This window comes from Priestia aryabhattai (genome assembly GCF_023715685.1).
Classification (GTDB): Bacteria; Bacillota; Bacilli; order Bacillales; family Bacillaceae_H; genus Priestia; species Priestia aryabhattai_B.
Genome location: NZ_JAMBOQ010000002.1, coordinates 849,942 through 871,035 on the forward strand (window position 1 = coordinate 849,942; position 21,094 = coordinate 871,035).

Annotated in this window: 21 protein-coding genes; 14 read left to right on the forward strand and 7 right to left on the reverse strand. The window is 37.4% G+C overall.

Annotated features, from left to right (window positions below):
- The first annotated feature begins 20 nt into the window (after positions 1 to 20).
- From M3225_RS11250 to M3225_RS11265, 4 genes are all read left to right on the forward strand, one after another.
- Positions 21 to 509 (forward strand): hypothetical protein, encoded by a 489-nt coding sequence (locus M3225_RS11250; RefSeq protein WP_116071951.1) that lies wholly within the window; start codon positions 21 to 23, stop codon positions 507 to 509.
- A gap of 421 nt (positions 510 to 930) precedes the next feature.
- The gene (locus M3225_RS11255; protein ID WP_251393330.1) at positions 931 to 2,565 is read left to right on the forward strand and encodes an MrcB family domain-containing protein; all 1,635 of its coding nucleotides are present in this window, start codon (positions 931 to 933) and stop codon (positions 2,563 to 2,565) included.
- Entirely contained in the window at positions 2,519 to 4,231 is a 1,713-nt protein-coding gene (locus M3225_RS11260) for a DUF2357 domain-containing protein (protein WP_251393331.1), read from the forward strand. Before M3225_RS11255 ends, M3225_RS11260 begins: the two co-directional genes overlap by 47 nt.
- A gap of 186 nt (positions 4,232 to 4,417) precedes the next feature.
- Positions 4,418 to 4,816: a hypothetical protein gene (locus M3225_RS11265; protein ID WP_251393332.1), complete on the forward strand. Its 399-nt coding sequence runs from the start codon at positions 4,418 to 4,420 to the stop codon at positions 4,814 to 4,816.
- A gap of 21 nt (positions 4,817 to 4,837) precedes the next feature.
- On the opposite strand, the gene ku is transcribed toward M3225_RS11265, so the two are convergent.
- The 4 genes from ku to sspO form a co-directional block, all read right to left on the reverse strand.
- Positions 4,838 to 5,671, reverse strand: coding sequence for a non-homologous end joining protein Ku (gene ku / locus M3225_RS11270; RefSeq protein ID WP_251393333.1), 834 nt, complete (start codon positions 5,669 to 5,671; stop codon positions 4,838 to 4,840).
- A gap of 150 nt (positions 5,672 to 5,821) precedes the next feature.
- Complete coding sequence (locus tag M3225_RS11275; protein ID WP_251393334.1) at positions 5,822 to 6,262, reverse strand: Hsp20/alpha crystallin family protein; 441 nt, start codon at positions 6,260 to 6,262, stop codon at positions 5,822 to 5,824.
- A gap of 149 nt (positions 6,263 to 6,411) precedes the next feature.
- Positions 6,412 to 6,552 carry a small acid-soluble spore protein P gene (locus M3225_RS11280; protein WP_013057256.1) on the reverse strand — a complete coding sequence of 47 codons (141 nt, stop codon included), beginning with the start codon at positions 6,550 to 6,552 and terminating at the stop codon, positions 6,412 to 6,414.
- 212 nt (positions 6,553 to 6,764) lie between these two features.
- A complete protein-coding gene (gene sspO, locus M3225_RS11285) occupies positions 6,765 to 6,914 on the reverse strand; it encodes a small acid-soluble spore protein O (protein WP_251393335.1) in 150 nt (49 codons plus the stop codon).
- A gap of 221 nt (positions 6,915 to 7,135) precedes the next feature.
- Here sspO and acnA point away from each other — a divergent pair, with 221 nt between their 5' ends.
- The 4 genes from acnA to M3225_RS11305 all read left to right on the forward strand — a co-directional run bounded on the left by acnA (position 7,136) and on the right by M3225_RS11305 (position 11,195).
- The gene (acnA, locus tag M3225_RS11290; protein ID WP_251393336.1) at positions 7,136 to 9,856 is read left to right on the forward strand and encodes an aconitate hydratase AcnA; all 2,721 of its coding nucleotides are present in this window, start codon (positions 7,136 to 7,138) and stop codon (positions 9,854 to 9,856) included.
- Between the two features lie 195 nt (positions 9,857 to 10,051).
- Entirely contained in the window at positions 10,052 to 10,651 is a 600-nt protein-coding gene (locus M3225_RS11295) for a TlpA disulfide reductase family protein (protein WP_251393337.1), read from the forward strand.
- A gap of 212 nt (positions 10,652 to 10,863) precedes the next feature.
- On the forward strand, positions 10,864 to 11,007 hold the full coding sequence (locus M3225_RS11300) for an FbpB family small basic protein (protein ID WP_013057252.1): 144 nt from the start codon (positions 10,864 to 10,866) through the stop codon (positions 11,005 to 11,007).
- Positions 11,008 to 11,051: 44 nt separating this feature from the next.
- Positions 11,052 to 11,195, forward strand: a complete 144-nt coding sequence (locus M3225_RS11305; RefSeq protein ID WP_043982832.1) for an acid-soluble spore protein N — start codon at positions 11,052 to 11,054, stop codon at positions 11,193 to 11,195.
- Between the two features lie 31 nt (positions 11,196 to 11,226).
- Here M3225_RS11305 and M3225_RS11310 read toward each other — a convergent pair whose 3' ends face one another.
- Entirely contained in the window at positions 11,227 to 11,838 is a 612-nt protein-coding gene (locus M3225_RS11310; protein WP_251393338.1) for a hypothetical protein, read from the reverse strand.
- Between the two features lie 172 nt (positions 11,839 to 12,010).
- Between M3225_RS11310 and tlp the strand changes: the two genes are divergently transcribed.
- The 3 genes from tlp (at position 12,011) to M3225_RS11325 (ending at position 14,294) form a co-directional block, all read left to right on the forward strand.
- The gene (gene tlp / locus M3225_RS11315) at positions 12,011 to 12,253 is read left to right on the forward strand and encodes a small acid-soluble spore protein Tlp (RefSeq protein ID WP_013057249.1); all 243 of its coding nucleotides are present in this window, start codon (positions 12,011 to 12,013) and stop codon (positions 12,251 to 12,253) included.
- Positions 12,254 to 12,365: 112 nt separating this feature from the next.
- Positions 12,366 to 13,793 carry a phospholipase D family protein gene (locus tag M3225_RS11320; protein ID WP_374109819.1) on the forward strand — a complete coding sequence of 476 codons (1,428 nt, stop codon included), beginning with the start codon at positions 12,366 to 12,368 and terminating at the stop codon, positions 13,791 to 13,793.
- Between the two features lie 78 nt (positions 13,794 to 13,871).
- Positions 13,872 to 14,294, forward strand: a complete 423-nt coding sequence (locus M3225_RS11325) for an acyl-CoA thioesterase (protein ID WP_251393340.1) — start codon at positions 13,872 to 13,874, stop codon at positions 14,292 to 14,294.
- Between the two features lie 42 nt (positions 14,295 to 14,336).
- On the opposite strand, the gene M3225_RS11330 is transcribed toward M3225_RS11325, so the two are convergent.
- Together M3225_RS11330 and plsY are read right to left on the reverse strand one after the other, a co-directional pair.
- Positions 14,337 to 14,627 (reverse strand): HesB/YadR/YfhF family protein, encoded by a 291-nt coding sequence (locus tag M3225_RS11330; protein ID WP_013057245.1) that lies wholly within the window; start codon positions 14,625 to 14,627, stop codon positions 14,337 to 14,339.
- A 374-nt stretch (positions 14,628 to 15,001) separates the two neighbouring features.
- Positions 15,002 to 15,595, reverse strand: coding sequence for a glycerol-3-phosphate 1-O-acyltransferase PlsY (gene plsY, locus M3225_RS11335; protein ID WP_074680976.1), 594 nt, complete (start codon positions 15,593 to 15,595; stop codon positions 15,002 to 15,004).
- A 205-nt stretch (positions 15,596 to 15,800) separates the two neighbouring features.
- Between plsY and M3225_RS11340 the strand changes: the two genes are divergently transcribed.
- The 3 genes from M3225_RS11340 (at position 15,801) to parC (ending at position 20,947) form a co-directional block, all read left to right on the forward strand.
- Positions 15,801 to 16,214: a CoA-binding protein gene (locus tag M3225_RS11340; RefSeq protein WP_251393341.1), complete on the forward strand. Its 414-nt coding sequence runs from the start codon at positions 15,801 to 15,803 to the stop codon at positions 16,212 to 16,214.
- A gap of 333 nt (positions 16,215 to 16,547) precedes the next feature.
- Positions 16,548 to 18,524 carry a DNA topoisomerase IV subunit B gene (parE, locus tag M3225_RS11345; protein WP_251393342.1) on the forward strand — a complete coding sequence of 659 codons (1,977 nt, stop codon included), beginning with the start codon at positions 16,548 to 16,550 and terminating at the stop codon, positions 18,522 to 18,524.
- Entirely contained in the window at positions 18,521 to 20,947 is a 2,427-nt protein-coding gene (gene parC, locus M3225_RS11350; protein ID WP_251393343.1) for a DNA topoisomerase IV subunit A, read from the forward strand. Before parE ends, parC begins: the two co-directional genes overlap by 4 nt.
- The last annotated feature ends 147 nt before the right edge of the window (positions 20,948 to 21,094 follow it).

The following is a 21,094-nucleotide window of genomic DNA, read 5'->3' on the forward strand; positions in this document are numbered from 1 at the left end:
AAATAGAATAACATTTACACGTGTTTAGAATAGTATGTGCTAAGGGTGTGGAGAATGTGGAATGGAAAAGCGGCTTTGACAAAGAAAGGGAACTTATCTTTGCCATTCAACGAAATCTGGATGTAGTAACAGCCATATTATTATTAACTGGCCAAATAACAATTATAGGAGTATTTGTGACACCCGGAGCTTTTCGTATTTCAGTAGGCGGACCTATTACAGGAACCAGCCGCATCGAAGGAAAAGACGGAGATGTGGGAATTAATATTATTATTGATATGATTGATGTGTTTCTTGCGGCTTTGCTGCTTAATAACCAGATTAATGTGTCGGGCGCCTTTATTTCTTCTGGAAGGTTTACCATTAACGTAAGTGGGCCTATTTTTGGCGTTCCCAAAACAGAACCCGCATTAAGTGAACTGAATCAATCCTCTCAGTTTTTTCATCGCACCGTATCAAAACATTTTTATGTAAATCCTGACTTAGTTGAAAAATTTACAAAGGACTGATTAAAATGTCATTAACGGATATACCTACAGCAAGACCTTCAGAGACGAGTATTTTTCTTATCGCCCTGCCGCTTATTATTTTTATTTTTTTCTTTACTCAGCCCAAAGCATCAGACGTCAAATAATCATGTAGCATAATGGGTGTTTTATCCCTGGGCACAGAAGCTGCCTATTTTTCTGTTCGTATCATTGCCTCTTCATTCATTAAGCCCCTAACGCTTTTCTTTTCTGTCATGTTTCATTAAAATGAACATAAACATTATATGTAGAGAAAAGAATAATCGAGTGTTTTCTAACGTTATAAAATAGCTTACTATACGAAGAAAGCGTCTATAATAAAAGAAATGAAACTTTTGCGTGGTCAACTGACGATGCTTTTTATTTTTACAAACTGCAGTGAAGGCAGAAAGGAGAGAATTCGATGAGTTTGCGCGAGCGGCTGCTGTATGTAGCGGAACATTATAAACAAATGGGTGGAGACGTACTTGTAAAACACGAAATAGAAAATATGCTTACACGCAGGCTTCCGATTTCTCTTTATCGATTGGAGCATATAAATCGAGAAGAAATGCGTATATCGGGACACCACGCTGAAACATTTCCTTACGTGACCCTTGCCAATAAGAATATAGAGAGTGATGTGATGGTAGCGTATTTATTCAGTGAAGACGGTCAGCGCATTTACTTAGTCATGATGAAAAGAGACCCAGAAGAAGGAACTGATCTGAAAGACATTCGCTTTTTTACTCCTGAACATGCCCGCGTATTGAAAGATAATCATATTGTCATTGGTACAAGCATGGAAGCAAAAAGCTTTGAGGATAGAGTAGCTCTTTACCTTCCTTACAATATAGCAGACTTACCTAGCAATGATCAGCTTCAAAATGACTTGCATTTACTGCTGAGTATGCATGAACAGTATATAAAAACATACGGAATGAGCAAAGAGATGATTGGGGACAAAGACGCCATCGCCCATATTCATGAGTATATTAGGAAATCTGGATTTACATATGAACCACAAGATATAGCCAACGCCTACTTTGCTTTAAAGACCAAACCTTTTATTGTTTTATCAGGAATGAGCGGGACAGGAAAAACAAAGCTTGCTCAGCTCTTAGCAGATAGTATCGGTGCTACGATTGAAAATGGAAGACAAGTGCTCATTCCGGTTCGGCCCGATTGGCACGATAGTTCAGATTTATTAGGATATATTGATTTAAGAGGAGATTTTCGCAGAGGATCGTTTCTGTCAATTATGCAGCAAGCCATTCAGCATCCAGCTTACACATATGTTGCCATATTGGATGAAATGAACTTAGCTCGAGTTGAACATTATTTTAGCGATATCTTAAGCGTGATGGAAAGCAGGAGCTGGTCAAAAGGGAAAATCAAAACGGCTCCGTTATTTCCTGGACATAAGATGTTCCGAGATATTTATTTGCCATCTAACCTTCTCATTATCGGTACCATTAATATGGATGAAACAACCCATGGGTTTAGTCAAAAGTTATTAGATCGTACCAACACCATTGAGTTAAATAAGATTCAACTAGATTCTTTTGATTTTTCAGATGATAGAGATCCATCGCAGCACAGCATTCAAAATGTACAAATTCAAAGTCAATATGTTCACTTAAAAGATGCGTATGTTGAGCATGCTGAGCTTATTCACGAAGTAACAAATGAACTACTAACCGTCAACGAGATGCTTACAGAAGTAGATTTGCAAATAGGTTATCGCGTACGCGATGAAATATGCTTTTATTTAATTTACGCAGTGAAAAGCGGGATGTTTACATTTGATCAGGCGTTTGATTTTCAGATTTTGCAAAAAGTTTTGCCTCGTATTTCAGGAAGCGATGCTTACACATTTGACTTATTAAAAAACCTTTATTATTACTGTACAAATACACTGCTAGATGATGAATTTGAGACAGCTGTCGTCAATGCAGATGGGATGAGATTTCCTAAAAGCGCACGCAAAATAATGGAGATGATGAGACGTTTTGAAGTATACGGATACACGTCATTTTGGATTAATACCGTACGTTGAAATTGAAACCAACACGTGTACGGTGGTTATAAAAGGGAAAAATAAGAAAAGAATAAAACCTGCAGAAGAAGTGATGTTTTTTTCTTGTACGGGAAAAGGAATTACACATGTAAAAGTATTAAATCAAACAAAAGGTATGATGACTTCAAAACCGCCGCTTGAGCCTTTATTTTTTGAAAATGAAACCTATCAAATTACAGTTGTTTCTAAAAATGACACAAGGCTGTTTGTTAACCACGATTCAAAAGCAGTTGAACAAAGTTTTCAAACCGTAGGATTTCCCTACATTTTGACGGGAAATATAAGCTTTCAAAATGAAGTAGGGTATTCGACGTTTCACGTCTACAGTGAAAGAGAAAAAGAGCTGTCCTTTACTCTTGAAATTTTCCCATCAAAAATGAGCTACAAGACAGATTATGTACACATGGTTGATGAAGTGAACGGATACATTCATGATTTGGCATACGATATGCTTCGTAAAACGTATATTGAAGCAAAAACGGTTTGGTCTAAACAAGCAACATGGACGGAATTTTATCATGTGCTCTCTCACTATATGAAACCCTTTCTTCATTCTGTGCGTCAGATTGAGAATCAGCCGTTTCAATCGGTAAAAGTTGAACATGAGCTCATGAGAGGAGATCAAATAAAAAAACAAGATAGCCGTGCTATATCATTTGTCCGAACACACCCTACCTATCTCGCATCTTCAAGCAGGGGGATTAAAATTAATCGAAATATAAAAGTAGTACCCACAAAAGCGATTGGCACAAGGCATGTATCTACCTATGATAATGTGGAAAATCAAAGTGTTAAATGGATGATGACGAAGTTGTACCATAAGCTAACTACACTAATTGACAAATTAATAGAAGATAGATATGTAAAAAAAGAAGCGGTGTCGGCTCTAGAAACCAATCATACCGAATTAAAAAGGCTGTTAAATAATGTGTTTTGGCAACGGGTGAAGACCCTACAAGTTTCAACTCTTCCTTCTACACTACGGACGGCACCTCGCTACCGAGAAGCAAGCAGATACTTTATGTTCTTAACGCGAGGATTGGCTCTTAACGGAGAGTTTTACCACCTTTCATTAAAAGACATCGCAACTCTCTACGAATACTGGACCTATGTTAGTCTTTTAAAGAAGTTGCAAACTTACGGCAAACGGATAGAACAAAACATCATGACAACCACTGAACAAGGGTTGAACGTCAGGATGCAGGCGTCTTATCATCGTTTTCAGGTGGGGAAAGCAGAAGTGACGCTATGGTATCAGAAAGCATACCATCATACTCATACCGTTATTCAAAAGCCGGACTTGCTGCTTAAAGTAAAGCAAGGGGAGAAAAAAAGTGTATATCTTTTTGACGCTAAGTATCGTATCAAACCAAATCACGATACGCCCTCTCCGAGAGAAGAAGATATTAATACAATGCATCGTTACCGAGACGCTATTGTAGAGGAAAATGGAACAAAACCAGTACAAACAGCGATTGTGCTGTTTCCAGGGAAAGTAGAAGGCTATAAGCAGCATCATTTTTATAAAAGTATTGAACGTGTTGGAGTTGGTGCGCTGCCTTTTTTGCCGGGAGAAGAAGGGCTAGTAGAAGAATTTATTGAAACTATTTGCACGGAAGAACCAAATTTTTTTAGCGCTGAGTAGGTAAATAGGTAGAAAGTGAACAAGTCTTTTTTTATGCGTTGACACAGTGTTAAGTTTTTTATGTTTTGATGACATTTCGAGATTTTAGTTGTATTTTCCTGTTGAATTTTCTAGAATAGTAGAGAATAAAACCGTATCGAAAAGAAGTCGTATCATGTGCAGAGAACGTATCAGGAGGACAACGAAGTGAAAAAGATTCTACTATTCACGTTAGTAGCGCTATTGGCAACTTTTTTTATTGACAGGGTATACAGCGAACGCAACCAAGCGCAACTTCAGCAAACCGTAATTAATGAAATTAAAAAAACAAATCAAAGTAAAGAAGAAGCTTCCATCCTTGATTTTAATGAATTATGTGATTTTAGATGGGATAAAGTATATGTTTTTGGCCCGGAAACGACTCGCAGTGAGGTAAATGAAAAGCTGGGCTTCACGTGGTCTGAAGCAAAAGCAAAAGGTATTGGAAAAGATAAAAAAGATAACTTTATTGTTTTTGTAGAAAATGATCAAGTAACGCAATATTTAAAAATACCGGCGTCATATGGAGCTATTGTTCCTAAGACTTCTGCTGCAAATGAAAGCTAACGAATTTCTTCGTTAGCTTTTTTATGCTTTCTTTTTTAAGGATGAAGTTTTTTTCTCTGCTGTTGATTTTGTCGGTTGTAAAGTAGAAGGGTCTATGCTCACTTTTAACATTTCCATTAAATGTCGAATATCTCGCTCTTTGCTTCCGCTGCCTTTTGTAACTTCGCCTTGATTTATTTTTTGTTGAATGACGTTTTGTAAGGCGTCGCGGTAGTTATTTTTGTAAATAGATGGATTAAAAGAAGTAGATAGCTTATCAATTAATTCCACCGTCACTTGTGTATCACTTTCATTAATGGAAGAAGTACTAGATAAGTTAGGCACATCTGTGACTGAACGAAGCTCTTCTTCAAAATGCATCGTGTGAAGAACAAGAGAGCCGCGAAAGGAGCGAATAATCGCTATCTGCTGTTTGGAATATAAAAATACATTGGCAATACCGACTTTATTCGTTATTTCAAGCGCATTTAATAAAGTATAATAAGCTTTTAGGCTCGTTTCTCCAGGAGAGATATAATAAGGCTTATCAAAAAACAGGGGATCAATGTCAACTAACGAAACAAAGTGTAACAATTCAACAGCTTTGTTTGCTGCAAAGGGCTCTTTGACTGTGTCAATTTCCTGTTGCGAAAGTACAACAAACTGACCAGTCGCTGTTTCGTATCCTTTAACCAGTTCATTGGATTCTACTTCTCGTCCACACGTTTGGCAATGTTTTTCTTGATGAATAGGTGTATGGCAAACGGAGTGTAGCGTGCGCAGCTTTACATCTTTTTCTTCGATTGCTCCGTGAAGTTTAATAGGGATATCAATTAATCCAAAGCTGATTTTACCTTTCCAAGCAGTATGAAGCATAAACGTTCTCCTTTTACTCTTTTTTAGTAGTGTGCCGTAAAACAAATTAGATATCCCGTTGTTTTGAAAAGAATAACGTTCTTAAAAAACTATGTGCTAAGTAAACAATTAAATATCTCCAATAAAGCTGCAGAGACAACATCTGCAGCTTTATTGGAAATCAATAGGGACTATTTGCTGGTTAGATTCATTTGTCTCATATTTAGAAATCGTAATTTCAAGGATTTCGTTACTAAATGTAGCGGTAATCTTTTTATTTATCAATGGAAATGGAAAGTCGATTGTACGTTCAACGCTTTCTTCCATTTGTTCTCTGGCAAGCGTTCCTTGCTTTTCATCATGAAATTCTCTAATGCAGTATTTTTTGGCTGTTAGCTGTAAGTGGTCAGCATGTATCTGAACGATAATATCCTTAGGGTGATACCCTAACAATTCAGCTTCGACAATAAATGATTGTTCCGTTTCAAATAAATCGATACGAACGGAATCATAATCTAAATAACTCATAAAGGGATTTGAAAGCATGACTTCTAACAACTCTTGAAAGCCTTTTACAAACATTTGGTCTGCTGGCAGACGCTTGTTTTTCATTTCTACGTTCCTCCATTATTTAAACTGTTTCACTTTACTATCATATGCGCGTTTATGTACTTAGTGAACTCCTGCGCAAAGAATAAGCTTGAAGTACTAGCTGTCTTTTCTATACATAAAAAAGCAAGCTCTGAAGAGAGCTTGCTTTTTTACATATCATGTCCGCTATTGTGTTTTTGGCGAGAATGCTTACGGTTTTTTACTTTATGAGATCCGCTTAGCGGTTCGGGCTGTCCAGAATTGCTTTTTGGTGCATTTCTTCGGATGTCTTTGCTACTGTTTTTGTTCATAGTTAAAGCCTCCCTTTCATTTATTAGGGTAGGATAGTGACAGGGAATTTATCCGATGAAAAATTCCCCTTTTAAAAAGTAGGTTTAACAAAAACAGGAAATGGGAACAGAAAAAAAGCGCCATATATAATGACGCCTTCTCGTTAGATTTCATGGAGTTAAACGATTTTGCTTTTCTAACTAGTGATTAGTATATCCAATAAGGGATTGTTTTATTGATTTTTTTTGCGTTTTTTATTATTTTGTTTCTGTTGTTCCGTTAATGGTTCATTTGAAAATTCTTCGTTATAACCCGCTCCTTTTCCTTGAGCGCTAGCCGTGTTAGCTCCAGGAATGACGTGGTTTGACTTGCGTTTAGCCATGTTGAATCACCTCCGTTTCTAGCATGCGTAAAAATCAATGAAATATGAATTATTAGAAAAATAAAAGGAAGATGGAAAAAGGTTATAAGTGAAACTTATGTTAATTAATAACATTCTTTTTATTTACTTATGTATAATATTATATTAAGATAGATGGTGAAGGGAATAGAGGATGGGGTAAGTAAATCCTTTATACATAGAATTTTAAGGGGGTAAAAGCAATGACTAAAAAAGACGTTTTTAACGCTCGTTCGTCATTCGATCTTAATGGCAGCACATATAATTATTACCGCTTACAAGCTTTAGAGGAAGCAGGTTTAGGTAACGTATCTAAGCTGCCGTATTCAATTAAAGTATTATTAGAATCTGTTCTTCGTCAGGTAGATGGCCGTGTCATTACAAAAGAACACGTCGAAAACCTTGTAAAATGGGGAACAAAAGACATCAAAGATATCGATGTTCCTTTCAAACCATCTCGTGTTATTCTTCAAGATTTCACTGGAGTTCCAGCGGTTGTAGACTTAGCGTCACTTCGTAAAGCAATGGCTGATTTAGGAGGAGATCCTGACAAAATCAATCCAGAAATTCCAGTAGACCTCGTTGTCGACCACTCCGTACAAGTTGATAAAGCAGGTACAGCTGACTCATTACGAATTAATATGGACCTTGAGTTTCAACGTAATACAGAGCGCTATAATTTCTTAAGCTGGGCTCAAAAATCATTTAATAACTATCGTGCAGTTCCACCAGCTACTGGTATCGTGCACCAAGTAAATTTAGAATATTTAGCAAACGTTGTTCACGCTGTTGAAGAAGATGGTGAATTCGTAGCTTTCCCTGATTCTCTAGTAGGTACTGACTCTCATACAACAATGATTAATGGTATCGGTGTTTTAGGATGGGGTGTTGGCGGTATTGAAGCGGAAGCAGGTATGCTTGGTCAACCTTCTTATTTCCCAGTTCCTGAAGTAATCGGTGTTAAACTTGTTGGTGAATTACCAAACGGCACTACAGCTACAGACTTAGCGTTAAAAGTTACGCAAGTGCTTCGTCAAAAAGGAGTAGTCGGAAAATTCGTTGAATTCTTCGGTCCTGGCGTAGCAGAACTTCCATTAGCTGACCGTGCAACAATTGCTAATATGGCTCCTGAATACGGTGCAACATGTGGGTTCTTCCCAGTTGACGCAGAAGCATTAGCATACATGCGTTTAACAGGAAGAGATGAAAAAGACATCCAGGTTGTCGAACAATATACAAAAGCAAACGGTTTATTCTTTACACCAGAAAATGAAGATCCAATTTTCACTGACGTTGTTGAGATTAATCTTGCTGAGATTGAAGCAAATCTTTCAGGTCCAAAGCGTCCGCAAGATTTAATTCCACTTTCTCAAATGCAAACAGAATTCAAGAAAGCTTTAACAGCTCCTGTTAGCAACCAAAGCTTCGGACTTGATGCTAAAGACGTGGATAAGGAAGTTACATTTAAGCTTGCAGACGGTTCAGAAACAACAATGAAAACAGGTGCCATTGCCATTGCGGCTATCACAAGCTGTACGAACACATCAAATCCTTACGTATTAGTAGCAGCTGGTTTAGTTGCGAAAAAAGCGGTAGAAAAAGGATTGGATGTTCCAGCTTACGTGAAAACTTCTTTAGCACCAGGTTCAAAAGTAGTAACGGCTTACCTGCAAAATTCAGGGCTGCTTCCATACTTAGATAAAATCGGCTTTAACATCGTAGGTTATGGCTGTACGACTTGTATCGGTAACTCTGGTCCATTAGAAGCTGAAATTGAAGCAGCGATTGCAGACAGCGACTTGCTTGTAACGTCTGTTCTTTCAGGAAACCGTAACTTTGAAGGACGTATTCATCCATTAGTAAAAGGTAACTATCTTGCTTCTCCGCCGCTTGTTGTAGCATATGCATTGGCTGGAACGGTAGATGTAGATTTACAAAAAGATCCAATCGGCATTGATACAGACGGCAATGAAGTATTCTTTAGCGACATCTGGCCTTCTCAAGATGAAATTAAAGAAGTTGTTAGCCGTACCGTAACGCCTGAATTATTCCGTAACGAGTATGAGCGTGTATTCGATGATAACGAGCGCTGGAATGAAATTAAAACAAGCGAAGATGCTCTTTATACGTGGGAGAATGATTCAACATACATTCAAAACCCACCGTTCTTTGAAGGCTTATCAGAAGAACCAGGTGAAGTAGAACCGTTAAATGATCTTCGCGTAGTAGCGAAATTTGGTGACTCAGTGACAACGGATCACATTTCACCAGCGGGTTCAATTGCAAAAACATCACCTGCAGGTCTTTACCTTCAAGAAAACGGTGTAGAACCAAAAGACTTTAACTCATATGGTTCTCGTCGTGGTAACCATGAAGTGATGATGCGCGGTACGTTTGCAAACATCCGCATTAAAAACCAAGTAGCTCCTGGTACAGAAGGCGGCTGGACAACATATTGGCCAACAAATGACGTAATGAGCATTTATGATGCTTGTATGAAATACAAAGAGCAAGATACAGGTCTTGTTGTACTTGCAGGTAAAGATTACGGCATGGGAAGTTCTCGTGACTGGGCAGCAAAAGGCACCAATCTTTTAGGTATTAAAACAGTAATCGCTGAAAGCTTTGAGCGTATTCACCGTTCAAACCTAGTATTAATGGGTGTTTTACCTCTTCAATTTAAAGATGGTGAAAGTGCGGATACATTAGGTTTAACTGGAAAAGAAACAATTGCAGTAGCAGTTGATGAAACAGTAAAACCACGTGATCTTGTAAAAGTAACAGCAACTGATGAAGCTGGAAACAAAAAAGAATTTGAAGTACTCGTTCGTTTCGATAGTGAAGTTGAAATTGATTACTATCGCCACGGTGGTATCCTTCAAATGGTGCTTCGTGATAAATTACAGTCTAAAACACATGCGTAAGGTATAAAGTAAAAGAGCGGTTCTCGTGAGCCGCTCTTTTTTTATGTAAACGCACCGTTTTCGACAAAAAGTGAGAGGAAAATATGCTATATTATAAAAGAAAATGCCCTATAAAAGGATTATTTTAGTAGATATTGCACATATCTATTAGTACATAAATTATCACTTTTTAGAAGAAATAAAGGAGCCGATCATATGGTTAAAAAAATAATTGCGGTCTTGCTTCTAGTAGGCTTTCTTAGCTATGCACTTTGGCAAGGGCTTTCTCCAAATGAAGCATCCGATAATTCTAACTTAAGCGAATACAAGGATTTAAATATCAAAAAAGGCGATAGTGCTCGTCAGGCTTCGGGTCAAGCTTATGGGTTGGGACCAAAAGATACAGCGCCTCCGTTTACACTTTCAGATACGAACGGGAAATCTGTTCAATTATCGGACTTTAAAGGAAAAAAAGTCATTTTAAACTTTTGGGCAACATGGTGTCCGCCGTGTCAAAAAGAAATGCCCGATATGCAAGCGTTTTATGAGAAATATGGAAACGATGTACAGCTGCTTGCGGTTAATTTAACTTCGTCAGAAGGTAGTAAACAGGCAGTATCTAAGTTTCTTAAAGAAAAACAATTTACGTTTCGTGTATTATTGGACGACCAAGATAGTGTAGGAAGTAAAAAATATCGGGTCTCCACCATTCCGACATCTTATTTTATAGATGAACAAGGGAGAATTGTTCAACGAGTTAATGGTCCAATGACGCTTAAACAGATGGAAACCTTTGCTCAACAAGCAGCGAATTAACTTCGCTGCTTGTTTTATTAAAAATGAAACTTATTTACTTTACCATCGTATACATAGATAAGTCAGTAAATATGTCAAACTTTCTTACAACTTTTTAAAAAGTATGTTTACTTATCTGACAAATTGGTTACAATATAGATAGTTGTATGATATCAGTTTCTTTAGATTTTTCAGATTTTTCATAAAAATTACATAAAGTAGGTGTTGTGACCATGAGAAAATTACGCAAACGTTCATTTGAAGAGTTAGTGCAAGAAAATAAAACACAGCTGTTAAAAGATCAGTCAGAAATTGAACGCATTGAAATGGAAATTGAAAAGCGGTTAGAAGACCGTATGCTTGAAAGAGCTGAATAAGTTTAAAGTAAGTTGGTTAGAGTAACGGTGAGGAGGGGATAAGCATGGGAAATCCTAAAAAACAAAGCAAACCTTTTGTTCCGAATCATATCGGCACTCAACCGAGAGAAGCTGGTGGAAATAACGGAAAACAAATGCAAGATAAATCCGGCAAGCATCCTCAAGTTATTCAAACCAAAGGTGAATGAATAAAAAGTCGCTGAATTCAGCGACTTTTTATTATTTGAATTCTACCGTGAATAAATAAACGTAAGGATTGCTCGAAATAAGCTCTTTGACAACTTCTCCATCATCGGTTGAAAGCGGAGCAACTCGTATGCCACTGCCATCGTCACCAAATAAAGCAGCAACTGGATATGTTTTATTCATTTTTACTGTTTGTTTTTTCTCTAATCCAGTAAAGGAATAGCCGTTCATTTTTTTTGGCTTTTCCGCTTCTATCCCTAGGTTTGTATCGTTGCTTCCCACATTAAACATAACTTTGTGATGATCATCATCGATTCTATATGTAATAGCAAACATGTCAAATTCTTTTGAAACAGTCAACCCTCCTAAGAATAAAGGTTTTTTGGCTTTTCCCTTTTCATAATAAGTAGCTTTTACATGAGCTTCTTTTGCCCCATTAGGAGCTTTAACATCGTATGTAATTATATTGCTTTTGTAGTCTAAGTTTGTCACGGCTAACATTTTTTCTTCATGTTTTGAGTAATGGTGAGACTTGATAGAGGCACTTGTTACCAATTTTGATGCCAATGAGGTTTGAGATATAAAAAATAAGGCAAGCACTGCAATAAAGACTACGCTTAGTAATGCTATCATTCGTTTGGTCATAGCTATTCCCCCTTTGTATGTATATATCACCATATTATGTATGTTTTATATATACATTTTAAATTAACCATAATTATATTATGTAAACTAAAATCATTTTTTTCCACTTATAGAGATGAACAAATCCGGCATACTACAATTGTAACAAAGTTATTTTGAGGAGGAAGATACAATGGCATGGAATAAACCGAATCCAGACGATCGCAGTGATAACGTTGAAAAATTACAAACAATGGTTCAAAATACAATGAAAAACATTGAAGAAGCAGAAGAAGCTGCTGCGTGCAGCACTGAAGAAGAACGTCAGCGCATTCAGCAAAAAAATCACAATCGTGAAGTAAGCATCGAAGCAATGCGCAGCGAAATAAAAGATGAGTCAGAAGCTCGTCAAAATGGTTACGAAGGTACGATTTAATAAGTAAAACAGCGACAATAAGCAGCTAAAAATAAACAGTTTTAGCTGCTTTCTTTATATATTTTTTTAGTAAGGTGAATAATAATACAAACTAGCGAAGAGGTTTATGTAGGTGAAAAAGCACATGAAAAAGAAAGTAGTAAGGATTTTGGTCAGTGTACTTATCGTCTTGATTATTGTGGGCTCTTATCACACTCATAAGCCCCTACCTAAAGGAGTTTCATACGAAAGTAATCCTCACAAAGTAGAAGATGTATTTCTTTTATCAGACCTAACGTATCAAGACCGACAGACGTCTATTTCCGAACAACATATTTTTCAAGCAGTTACTAATGCGATTGATGAAGCAAAAGCTTTTATTATTATGGATATGTTTCTATTTAATGGCTACTATAATCAAGGTGAAACGTTTCCTCACATTAGTGATACGATTGCAAGTAAGCTGATTGAAAAGAAACGAAAACATCCTAATATCGAAATAATTTTTATTACAGATGAAATAAATACAACCTACGGCTCACATGATTCAAAGTGGTTAGATCCACTGCGGTTAAACGGAATCAAAGTGGTGCAAACCAATTTATCTAAGCTCAGAGACTCCATTCCACTATATTCTGCAGTATGGAGAACTTTTGTTCAGTGGTTTGGTGAAAAAGGAACCGGATGGATAACAAATCCTTCCGGAACCAATGCGCCTAACGTGACGGCCCGTGCTTATTTTAAGTTGTTAAATGTAAAAGCTAATCACAGAAAAGTAGTAGCAACAGATCAAAGCGTTATTATCTCCTCTGCCAATCCTCATGATGCAAGTTTTTATAATTCCAACATGGCCTTTGAAGTAAAGGGGAATATCATTGGAGATGTTGTAAAAAGCGAACAAGCCGTGTCAGATTTTTCTTACGGAGGAAGGTTACCTCTATATAAAAAGAAAGAAAAAGAAAAGGGAGACCTCTATGTTCAGCTGTTAACAGAAGGCAAAATCTATAAGCACGTATTAAATGATTTACGTCATGCTAAAAAAGGCGATGATGTATGGCTTGGCATGTTTTATCTTGGAGATCGAGGCGTAATAAAGGCACTTTTGAAAGCTTCTGAACAAGGAGCAAACGTACGGTTAATTTTAGATCCTAATGAAAATGCGTTTGGAAGAAAAAAGTTCGGACTGCCTAACCGTCCAGTAGCAGCAGAACTTGTAAAGAAATCTAATGGAGATATTAAAATTCGCTGGTATCATACAGGAAAAGAGCAGTATCATTCTAAAACTTTATTTATTCGAAACCAAAGAAATGCAACTATTATTGCAGGAGCAGCAAATTTTACAAAACGAAATTTAGCTGATTTGAACTTAGAAACGGATATTAAAGTATCAGGACCTTCTAACGAAAAGGTTATGACCGAACTAAACGCTTATTTTTACCGCCTATGGACAAATAAAGACTACACATATACACTTCCTTATAAAAGGTATGAAAACAAGATGACGCGGCTGGAAACACTGATATATCGCATTCAAGATGCGCTTAGTCTTACAACATATTGAGTAATAACCAAACTAGTAGGAGTATATTCTCCATATATGGTAAGATAAAACAGGAACAGTGCAAGAGGAGGTAGAATCATGCTAGTATCGAAGAAAGAAATCGAAGTGCGCTATGCAGAAACCGATCAGATGGGCGTTGTGTATCATGCTAACTATTTAGTATGGATGGAAATAGGCCGAACGCAGTTTATCAGTGATTTAGGTTTTAGCTATGCACAAATGGAAAGAGACGGTGTGCTGTCCCCAGTTATTGATATACAGGCGTCCTATAAAAAGCCGCTTCATTATGGCGAGACAGCTGTGGTACATACTTGGGTTGAGAACTATGACGGTCTACGCGTTGTGTACGGCTATGAAATTTTTAACTCAAATGAAGAACTTGCGTTAACAGGAACATCGTCACACGTATGTGTAAAAAAGGAAAGCTTTAAGCCTATTTCTATTCGCCGTAATTATCCGGAATGGCATAAAGCCTATGAAGATGCCAAAAAGCAGGGTTAAGCGTAAGAATAAAAAGCATCGATAAATCGATGCTTTTTATTCTTACGCTTCGTAATGAAAGTCAGGTTCTTTTGTTTCTTCATTATAATTTACGGTCAAATCATGACCATCAAAATACCAAAGGTCTTCATCTTCTACGAAGAATGTTAAACCGTCAACTTTTGTTTCAACGCCAACGTTTTTAGGAGAATCTGTGTTTACACCTAAAGAAAAACCTTTTTGAACGTTGCTGCATCCGCCGTAGCGAACAAAAAAGCGAATTGTTTCGTTTCCTTCTAGCATCATTTCGTCTTTGTACCACGTTGCTGCTGCTTCTGTTACTGTTAATTTCATTAATTATGCTCCTTCCAATACTGCGGATACATTTATTATAGTAGAAAGGTAGATAAATTACCAATATATACGAATCCAGCTAGGAAGGAATGAGATAAAATAAAACGATTTAATATAGAGGCGAATGCTTCATTTCTATATTAAATCGTTTCATTCTTTCATTTGAAATCATATTGTTTTCCAATGGTTTCCCAACAATGAACGCAGTAGCGGCTTCCTTCTAGCTGTGAATCCATTTTCTTATTTCGTTTGCAAATAGGGCATTTTTTCTTCATATTATTCACCTCCTTATTTTAGTATCAGTATAACTAATAAATAAGAAATGTATTCGCTTACACAGTGGTTATAAAAAAAGAAATAAGAGGAAGATCCTCTTATTTCTTTTTACCTGATAAAAATGTGACTTTCGGTTCTGTTTTGTTAAGAATTCGCGTGATGTTTGCTCGGTGTCTGTAAATGACAAACGCTACAATTAAACCAATAATCATAATGAGCATGTAGTCTTGTTTAAATAGCGTGTAGATAAATGTTAATACTCCAGTAACCATTGATGACAGTGATACATACTTCGTTATGTATAAGCAGATAAAAAAACATAATAGCACGAAAACAAATAAAAGAGGTTCATAACATAAAATCACTCCGGCGGATGTGGCCACAGCTTTCCCGCCTTTAAATTTCGCAAAAATAGGAAAAATATGACCAATGACAGCAAATAAACCAATGAAGAGAATGTTTTGATTTGTATCAAATAAAAGCGGTAAAGAAGCTGCTAGGGTGCCTTTTAGAATGTCTCCAAGCGTAACGATAATTCCGGCTTTTACACCCAATGTACGAAATGAGTTGGTGCCGCCTAAATTGCCGCTTCCATGCTCTCGTATATCGATGCCGTATCCTAGTTTTCCAACAACTAGTCCAAAAGGAATAGAGCCTAAGATATAGGCAAGAATAGGTAATAAATAATTCATGTTTGAAAGCTCCTTTATTTCTATATCGTTTCTATTTTACCATGAGATACTTAAAAAAACATAGCTAGTTTTGGGTGAGAGACAATTATTTTTAAAAAAGAAGACGTTTACAAAAATAGAGAAAACGGGTACTATATGCAGGAAATCAACTGTAAATCGCGAATGTTGTTCAGTACATATTATATAGCTAAGAGAGGTAATAGACATGTCCATTAAAATTCCTTCCCGCCAGGAGCTTGGTAAAATATTAAAAAAAAGCAAGCGCATTGCTGTAGTAGGTTTATCAGATAACCCTCATCGAACGTCTTATATGGTTTCTGAAGCCATGCAGCAGCAAGGTTACGAGATTATTCCGGTGAACCCAATAATCGACTCAGCGCTCGGCGTAAAAGCCGTATCTTCATTAAAAGAAATTGAAGGGCATATTGATATCGTTAATGTATTCCGTCGCTCTGAGCATTTGCTTGAAGTTGCAGAAGAGTTTTTAGAAGTAGATGCAGACGTATTTTGGGCACAATCTGGTTTAATTAATGAAGAAGCATATGACCTGCTCGCTAAAAAAGGGTATACTGTAGTTATGGATCGTTGTATAAAAGTCGAGCATGCTTTAACAAAGTAAGATCTATAAGCGGAACAACCAACCCATGCACACTGCTTGCATGGGTTTCACCATGCGTTGAAATAGTAAGTGAGTTTCCGCTACAATAGACGTTGGGCAGCTCACTTTATAATGCTTATAATCCATCAATACACAAGATATTGCTTTTATAATACGGAAATTTGTGCTAAAATCTTGTAAGTACGCAAAAATAGAAACATACGTTCTGTTGATGCGAACACTATAAAATTAAAAGATAGGATACATGATCATTTATTCTTAGACACGAAGCGCAAACGTTTGTGTTTCATACATAATGTAGTAATGTTCGTTGTGATGAAAGGGGTAGTATGAATGGCTCGGAAACAACAATTTAATTATAATGAAGATGCAATTCAAGTACTAGAAGGATTAGATGCCGTTCGTAAACGTCCTGGTATGTATATTGGAAGTACGGATACACGAGGCCTGCATCATTTAGTATATGAAATCGTCGACAACTCTGTCGATGAAGCTCTAGCAGGCTACGGAGAAGAAATTATTGTAACCATTCACAAAGATAATTCAATTTCTGTACAAGATAAAGGTCGAGGTATGCCAACGGGCATGCATAAACTAGGAAAACCAACGCCTGAAGTTATTTTAACCATCTTGCATGCAGGAGGTAAATTCGGACAGGGTGGATATAAAACAAGTGGTGGCTTACACGGAGTAGGTGCATCTGTTGTAAATGCGCTGTCTGAATGGTTGACTGTTACCATTCACAGAGATGGATTTATTTATGAACAGCGTTTTGAAAATGGAGGAAAGCCGGTTACAACGCTAGAAAAAATAGGGAAAACGAAAAAAACGGGAACAACGATTCATTTCAAACCGGATGCCACGATTTTTTCAACAACTGTGTATAATTACGATACGCTTTGTGAACGACTCCGTGAATCGGCCTTTCTGTTAAAAGGATTCAAAATAGAGTTAATTGATAAAAGACATGATCGTCAAGATATCTTTCATTATGAAACAGGTATTCAAGCCTTTGTTTCATATTTAAATGAAGAAAAAGATTCACTTCACCCAGTCGTCTTTTTTGAAGGGATTCATCATAATATTGAAGTTGAATTTGCCTTTCAATTTAATGATGGTTATTCTGAAACCATTTTATCATTTGTTAATAATGTTCGTACCAAAGATGGTGGAACGCATGAATCCGGTGCAAAAAGCGCTATGACGCGTGCATTTAATGAATACGCCCGTAAAGTAAACCTACTAAAAGAAAAAGACAAAAACTTAGAAGGAACTGATATTCGAGAAGGCTTAGGAGCCATCGTTTCCGTTAGAATACCTGAAGAGTTGCTTCAGTTTGAAGGACAAACAAAAGGAAAGTTAGGTACAAGTGAAGCTCGTTCGTCCGTAGATGCAGTCATTTCTGAAAAACTTGCCTATTTCTTAGAAGAAAATCCGGACGTAAGCTCTCTTCTTGTAAAAAAAGCAATCAAAGCTGCTCAAGCGCGTGAAGCAGCACGAAAGGCGAGAGAAGACGCAAGGAACGGGAAGAAACGCAAGCGTCAAGAAACCGTTCTAAGCGGGAAGTTAACACCTGCGCAATCAAGAAATCCTCAGCGAAACGAACTGTACTTAGTTGAAGGGGATTCCGCCGGAGGTTCAGCAAAACAAGGAAGGGATCGCCGCTTTCAAGCTGTGCTGCCACTGCGAGGGAAGGTTATCAATACCGAAAAAGCCAAGCTTCAAGATATTTTTAAAAACGAAGAAATTAGTACAATCATCCACGCAATAGGCGGAGGAGTAGGAGCAGACTTTACAATTGATGATATTAACTACGATAAAATAGTCATCATGACCGATGCAGATACGGATGGTGCTCATATTCAAGTGCTTCTGCTAACGTTTTTCTACCGCTATATGAAACCGCTTGTGGAAGCAGGGAAAGTATTTATTGCTCTTCCACCGCTCTACAAAGTAAGTAAAGGGTCAGGCAAAAAAGAAGTGGTTGAATATTCATGGAGTGATGAAGAACTGCAAGGTGCTATTGATAAGGTAGGACGAGGATATATGATTCAACGCTATAAAGGTCTCGGTGAAATGAACGCAGATCAGCTTTGGGAAACAACAATGAACCCAGAGACGCGTACACTGATTCGTGTTCGTATTGATGATGCTGCTCGCGCTGATCGTCGTGTGACCACTTTGATGGGCGATAAAGTAGAGCCTCGCAGAAAATGGATTGAAAGCAACGTAGCGTTTGGATTAGAAGAAGATCCAAATATTTTAGATAATGAAAATGTATTAACGGTCGCAGAGGAGGATGTACAATGACACAAACAGAACGCTTTTTAGATTTACCTCTTGAGGATGTACTAGGCGACCGTTTTGGTCGATATAGTAAATATATTATTCAAGAGCGTGCACTGCCAGATGCAAGAGACGGTTTAAAACCCGTTCAGCGCCGTATTTTATATGCAATGCACGTAGATGGAAATACAGCAGAAAAAGGTTTTCGCAAGTCAGCCAAAACTGTAGGGAACGTAATTGGTAACTATCACCCTCATGGTGATTCATCTGTATATGATGCCATGGTTCGAATGAGTCAAGAATGGAAAGTTAGAAATGTATTAATCGAAATGCACGGAAATAACGGAAGTATTGATGGAGATCCCCCAGCAGCAATGCGTTATACAGAAGCTCGTCTTTCATCGATTGCTGCAGAACTTCTACGAGATATTGACAAACAAACGGTTGAGTTTGTGTCCAACTTCGATGATACAAGCAGCGAACCAACTGTGTTACCGGCTATGTTTCCTAACCTGCTAGTGAATGGATCAACGGGTATTTCAGCTGGTTATGCTACAGAACTTCCTCCTCATCATTTAGGTGAAGTAATTGACGCAACGATCATGCGAATTGATAAACCAATGTGTACAATTGAAGAGCTAATGACGGCTATTCAAGGTCCTGATTTTCCTACGGGAGGAATCATTCAAGGTGTAGACGGAATTAAGAAAGCCTACGAGACAGGTAAAGGGAAAATTATTATTCGCGGAAAAACAGAAGTGGAGTCCATTCGCGGCGGAAAACAGCAAATTGTCATTACGGAAATTCCATTTGAAGTAAACAAAGCCAACCTTGTTAAGAAAATGGATGAACTTCGTTTAGATAAAAAAGTGGAAGGCATTGCTGAAGTTCGCGATGAAACAGATCGTACCGGCCTGCGCATCGTAGTAGAACTAAAAAAAGATGCAAATGCTCAAGGAGTACTTCACTATCTTTACAAAAATACGGACCTGCAAGTACCGTATAATTTTAACATGGTTGCTATCGCTAAAAAGCGACCAAAGCTTATGAGTTTGGCTAACATTCTTGATGCTTATATTGATCATCAAAGAGAAGTGGTAACAAATCGTTCTAAATACGAACTGCAAAAAGCACGTGAACGTGAACATATTGTAGCAGGGTTGATTAAAGCACTGTCGATTTTAGATGAAATTATTGCTACTATTAGAGCTTCTAAAGATAAGCGCGACGCTAAAAATAATTTAATTGCCAAATATGAATTTACAGAACCTCAAGCAGAAGCGATTGTGTCGCTTCAATTATACCGTTTGACAAACACAGATATTACAGCTCTACAAGCAGAAGCTGAAGAACTAGGTGCTAAAATTAACGAGTTAGAAGACATCTTACATAGCGAGAAAAAACTTTTTAATGTAATCAAAAAAGAATTACGCCGTGTGAAAAAGCAATATAGTACAGAACGCCGCTCAAAAATTGAAGCGGAAATCGAAGAAATTAAGATTAATTTAGAAGTGATGGTTCCATCAGAAGAAGTGATGGTGACAGTCACAAAAGACGGATACGTAAAACGAACAAGCCTTCGTTCTTACGCCGCGTCTAACGGGCAAGACTTCGGTATGAAAGATACGGACCGAATTTTAGCTAAGTATGAAATTAATACAACCGAAACGCTGCTCATCTTCACAAACAAAGGGAACTATTTATATATGCCAGTGCACGAACTTCCTGATATCAGGTGGAAAGACATGGGTCAGCATATCATGAACATTGTTCCAATTGATAAAGAAGAGCAAATCGTACGGGCGATACCGGTGAAAGAATTTAAAGAAAATCAGTATCTGCTTTTCTTTACGAAAAATGGTATGGTCAAAAAATCAGAATTACTTCAATATAAAGCACAGCGCTACTCCAAAGCTCTTGTCGCTGTTAATTTAAAAGGCGATGATGAAGTAGTCGATGTGTATCAAACGGATGGTAAAAAACAAGTGTTCATTGCCACACGCTTTGGCTATGGGCTGCGCTTCCCTGAAGAAGAAATTAATATTGTAGGAACCCGCGCTTCTGGTGTGAAAGGAATTAACTTAAAAGACGATGACTATGTTGTAAGCGGCGTTATCTTCGATGAAGATGAAGCTCTATCAACTGAATTATTTATCGCCACGCAGCGAGGAGCTGTGAAAAAGACAAAAATTACAGAGTTTGAAGAATCAGCACGAGCAAAACGAGGGCTAGTGATGGTTCGAGAACTAAAATCTAATCCGCATCAAATCGCAAAAGTAAAAGTAATTTCTAAAGAACATTACATGGTAGTGGAATCGTCTAAAGGGCAAGTTGAGCAAGTTGATCCATCTACAATGCGAGCTAGCGATCGATACAGCAACGGTTCATTCATATTGGACCAAAGCGAAGCTGGCAATTTAGTTGATATATGGTTGGAAGAAAAATAACAAAAAAGTAGTAAAGTTTTTAAAGCTTTACTACTTTTTTTGTCTAATATTTTTAAAATAAACTATGTTCTAAATAAACAATATGAAAAGAATTCCCTACTCTTTATCCCAAATAAACCTCCTATATTTCCTACACAAGCCTCCAAG

What these genes read in the sequence shown, in the direction of transcription:
- M3225_RS11255 (WP_251393330.1), top strand. Translation starts at nt 931, where the DNA reads ATGAGTTTGCGCGAGCGGCTGCTGTATGTAGCGGAACATTATAAACAA.
- ku (WP_251393333.1), bottom strand. Translation starts at nt 5,671, where the DNA reads ATGCTTCATACTGCTTGGAAAGGTAAAATCAGCTTTGGATTAATTGAT.
- M3225_RS11275 (WP_251393334.1), bottom strand. Translation starts at nt 6,262, where the DNA reads ATGAAAAACAAGCGTCTGCCAGCAGACCAAATGTTTGTAAAAGGCTTT.
- M3225_RS11280 (WP_013057256.1), bottom strand. Translation starts at nt 6,552, where the DNA reads ATGAACAAAAACAGTAGCAAAGACATCCGAAGAAATGCACCAAAAAGC.
- sspO (WP_251393335.1), bottom strand. Translation starts at nt 6,914, where the DNA reads ATGGCTAAACGCAAGTCAAACCACGTCATTCCTGGAGCTAACACGGCT.
- acnA (WP_251393336.1), top strand. Translation starts at nt 7,136, where the DNA reads ATGACTAAAAAAGACGTTTTTAACGCTCGTTCGTCATTCGATCTTAAT.
- M3225_RS11295 (WP_251393337.1), top strand. Translation starts at nt 10,052, where the DNA reads ATGGTTAAAAAAATAATTGCGGTCTTGCTTCTAGTAGGCTTTCTTAGC.
- M3225_RS11300 (WP_013057252.1), top strand. Translation starts at nt 10,864, where the DNA reads ATGAGAAAATTACGCAAACGTTCATTTGAAGAGTTAGTGCAAGAAAAT.
- M3225_RS11305 (WP_043982832.1), top strand. Translation starts at nt 11,052, where the DNA reads ATGGGAAATCCTAAAAAACAAAGCAAACCTTTTGTTCCGAATCATATC.
- M3225_RS11310 (WP_251393338.1), bottom strand. Translation starts at nt 11,838, where the DNA reads ATGACCAAACGAATGATAGCATTACTAAGCGTAGTCTTTATTGCAGTG.
- tlp (WP_013057249.1), top strand. Translation starts at nt 12,011, where the DNA reads ATGGCATGGAATAAACCGAATCCAGACGATCGCAGTGATAACGTTGAA.
- M3225_RS11325 (WP_251393340.1), top strand. Translation starts at nt 13,872, where the DNA reads ATGCTAGTATCGAAGAAAGAAATCGAAGTGCGCTATGCAGAAACCGAT.
- M3225_RS11330 (WP_013057245.1), bottom strand. Translation starts at nt 14,627, where the DNA reads ATGAAATTAACAGTAACAGAAGCAGCAGCAACGTGGTACAAAGACGAA.
- plsY (WP_074680976.1), bottom strand. Translation starts at nt 15,595, where the DNA reads ATGAATTATTTATTACCTATTCTTGCCTATATCTTAGGCTCTATTCCT.
- M3225_RS11340 (WP_251393341.1), top strand. Translation starts at nt 15,801, where the DNA reads ATGTCCATTAAAATTCCTTCCCGCCAGGAGCTTGGTAAAATATTAAAA.
- parE (WP_251393342.1), top strand. Translation starts at nt 16,548, where the DNA reads ATGGCTCGGAAACAACAATTTAATTATAATGAAGATGCAATTCAAGTA.
- parC (WP_251393343.1), top strand. Translation starts at nt 18,521, where the DNA reads ATGACACAAACAGAACGCTTTTTAGATTTACCTCTTGAGGATGTACTA.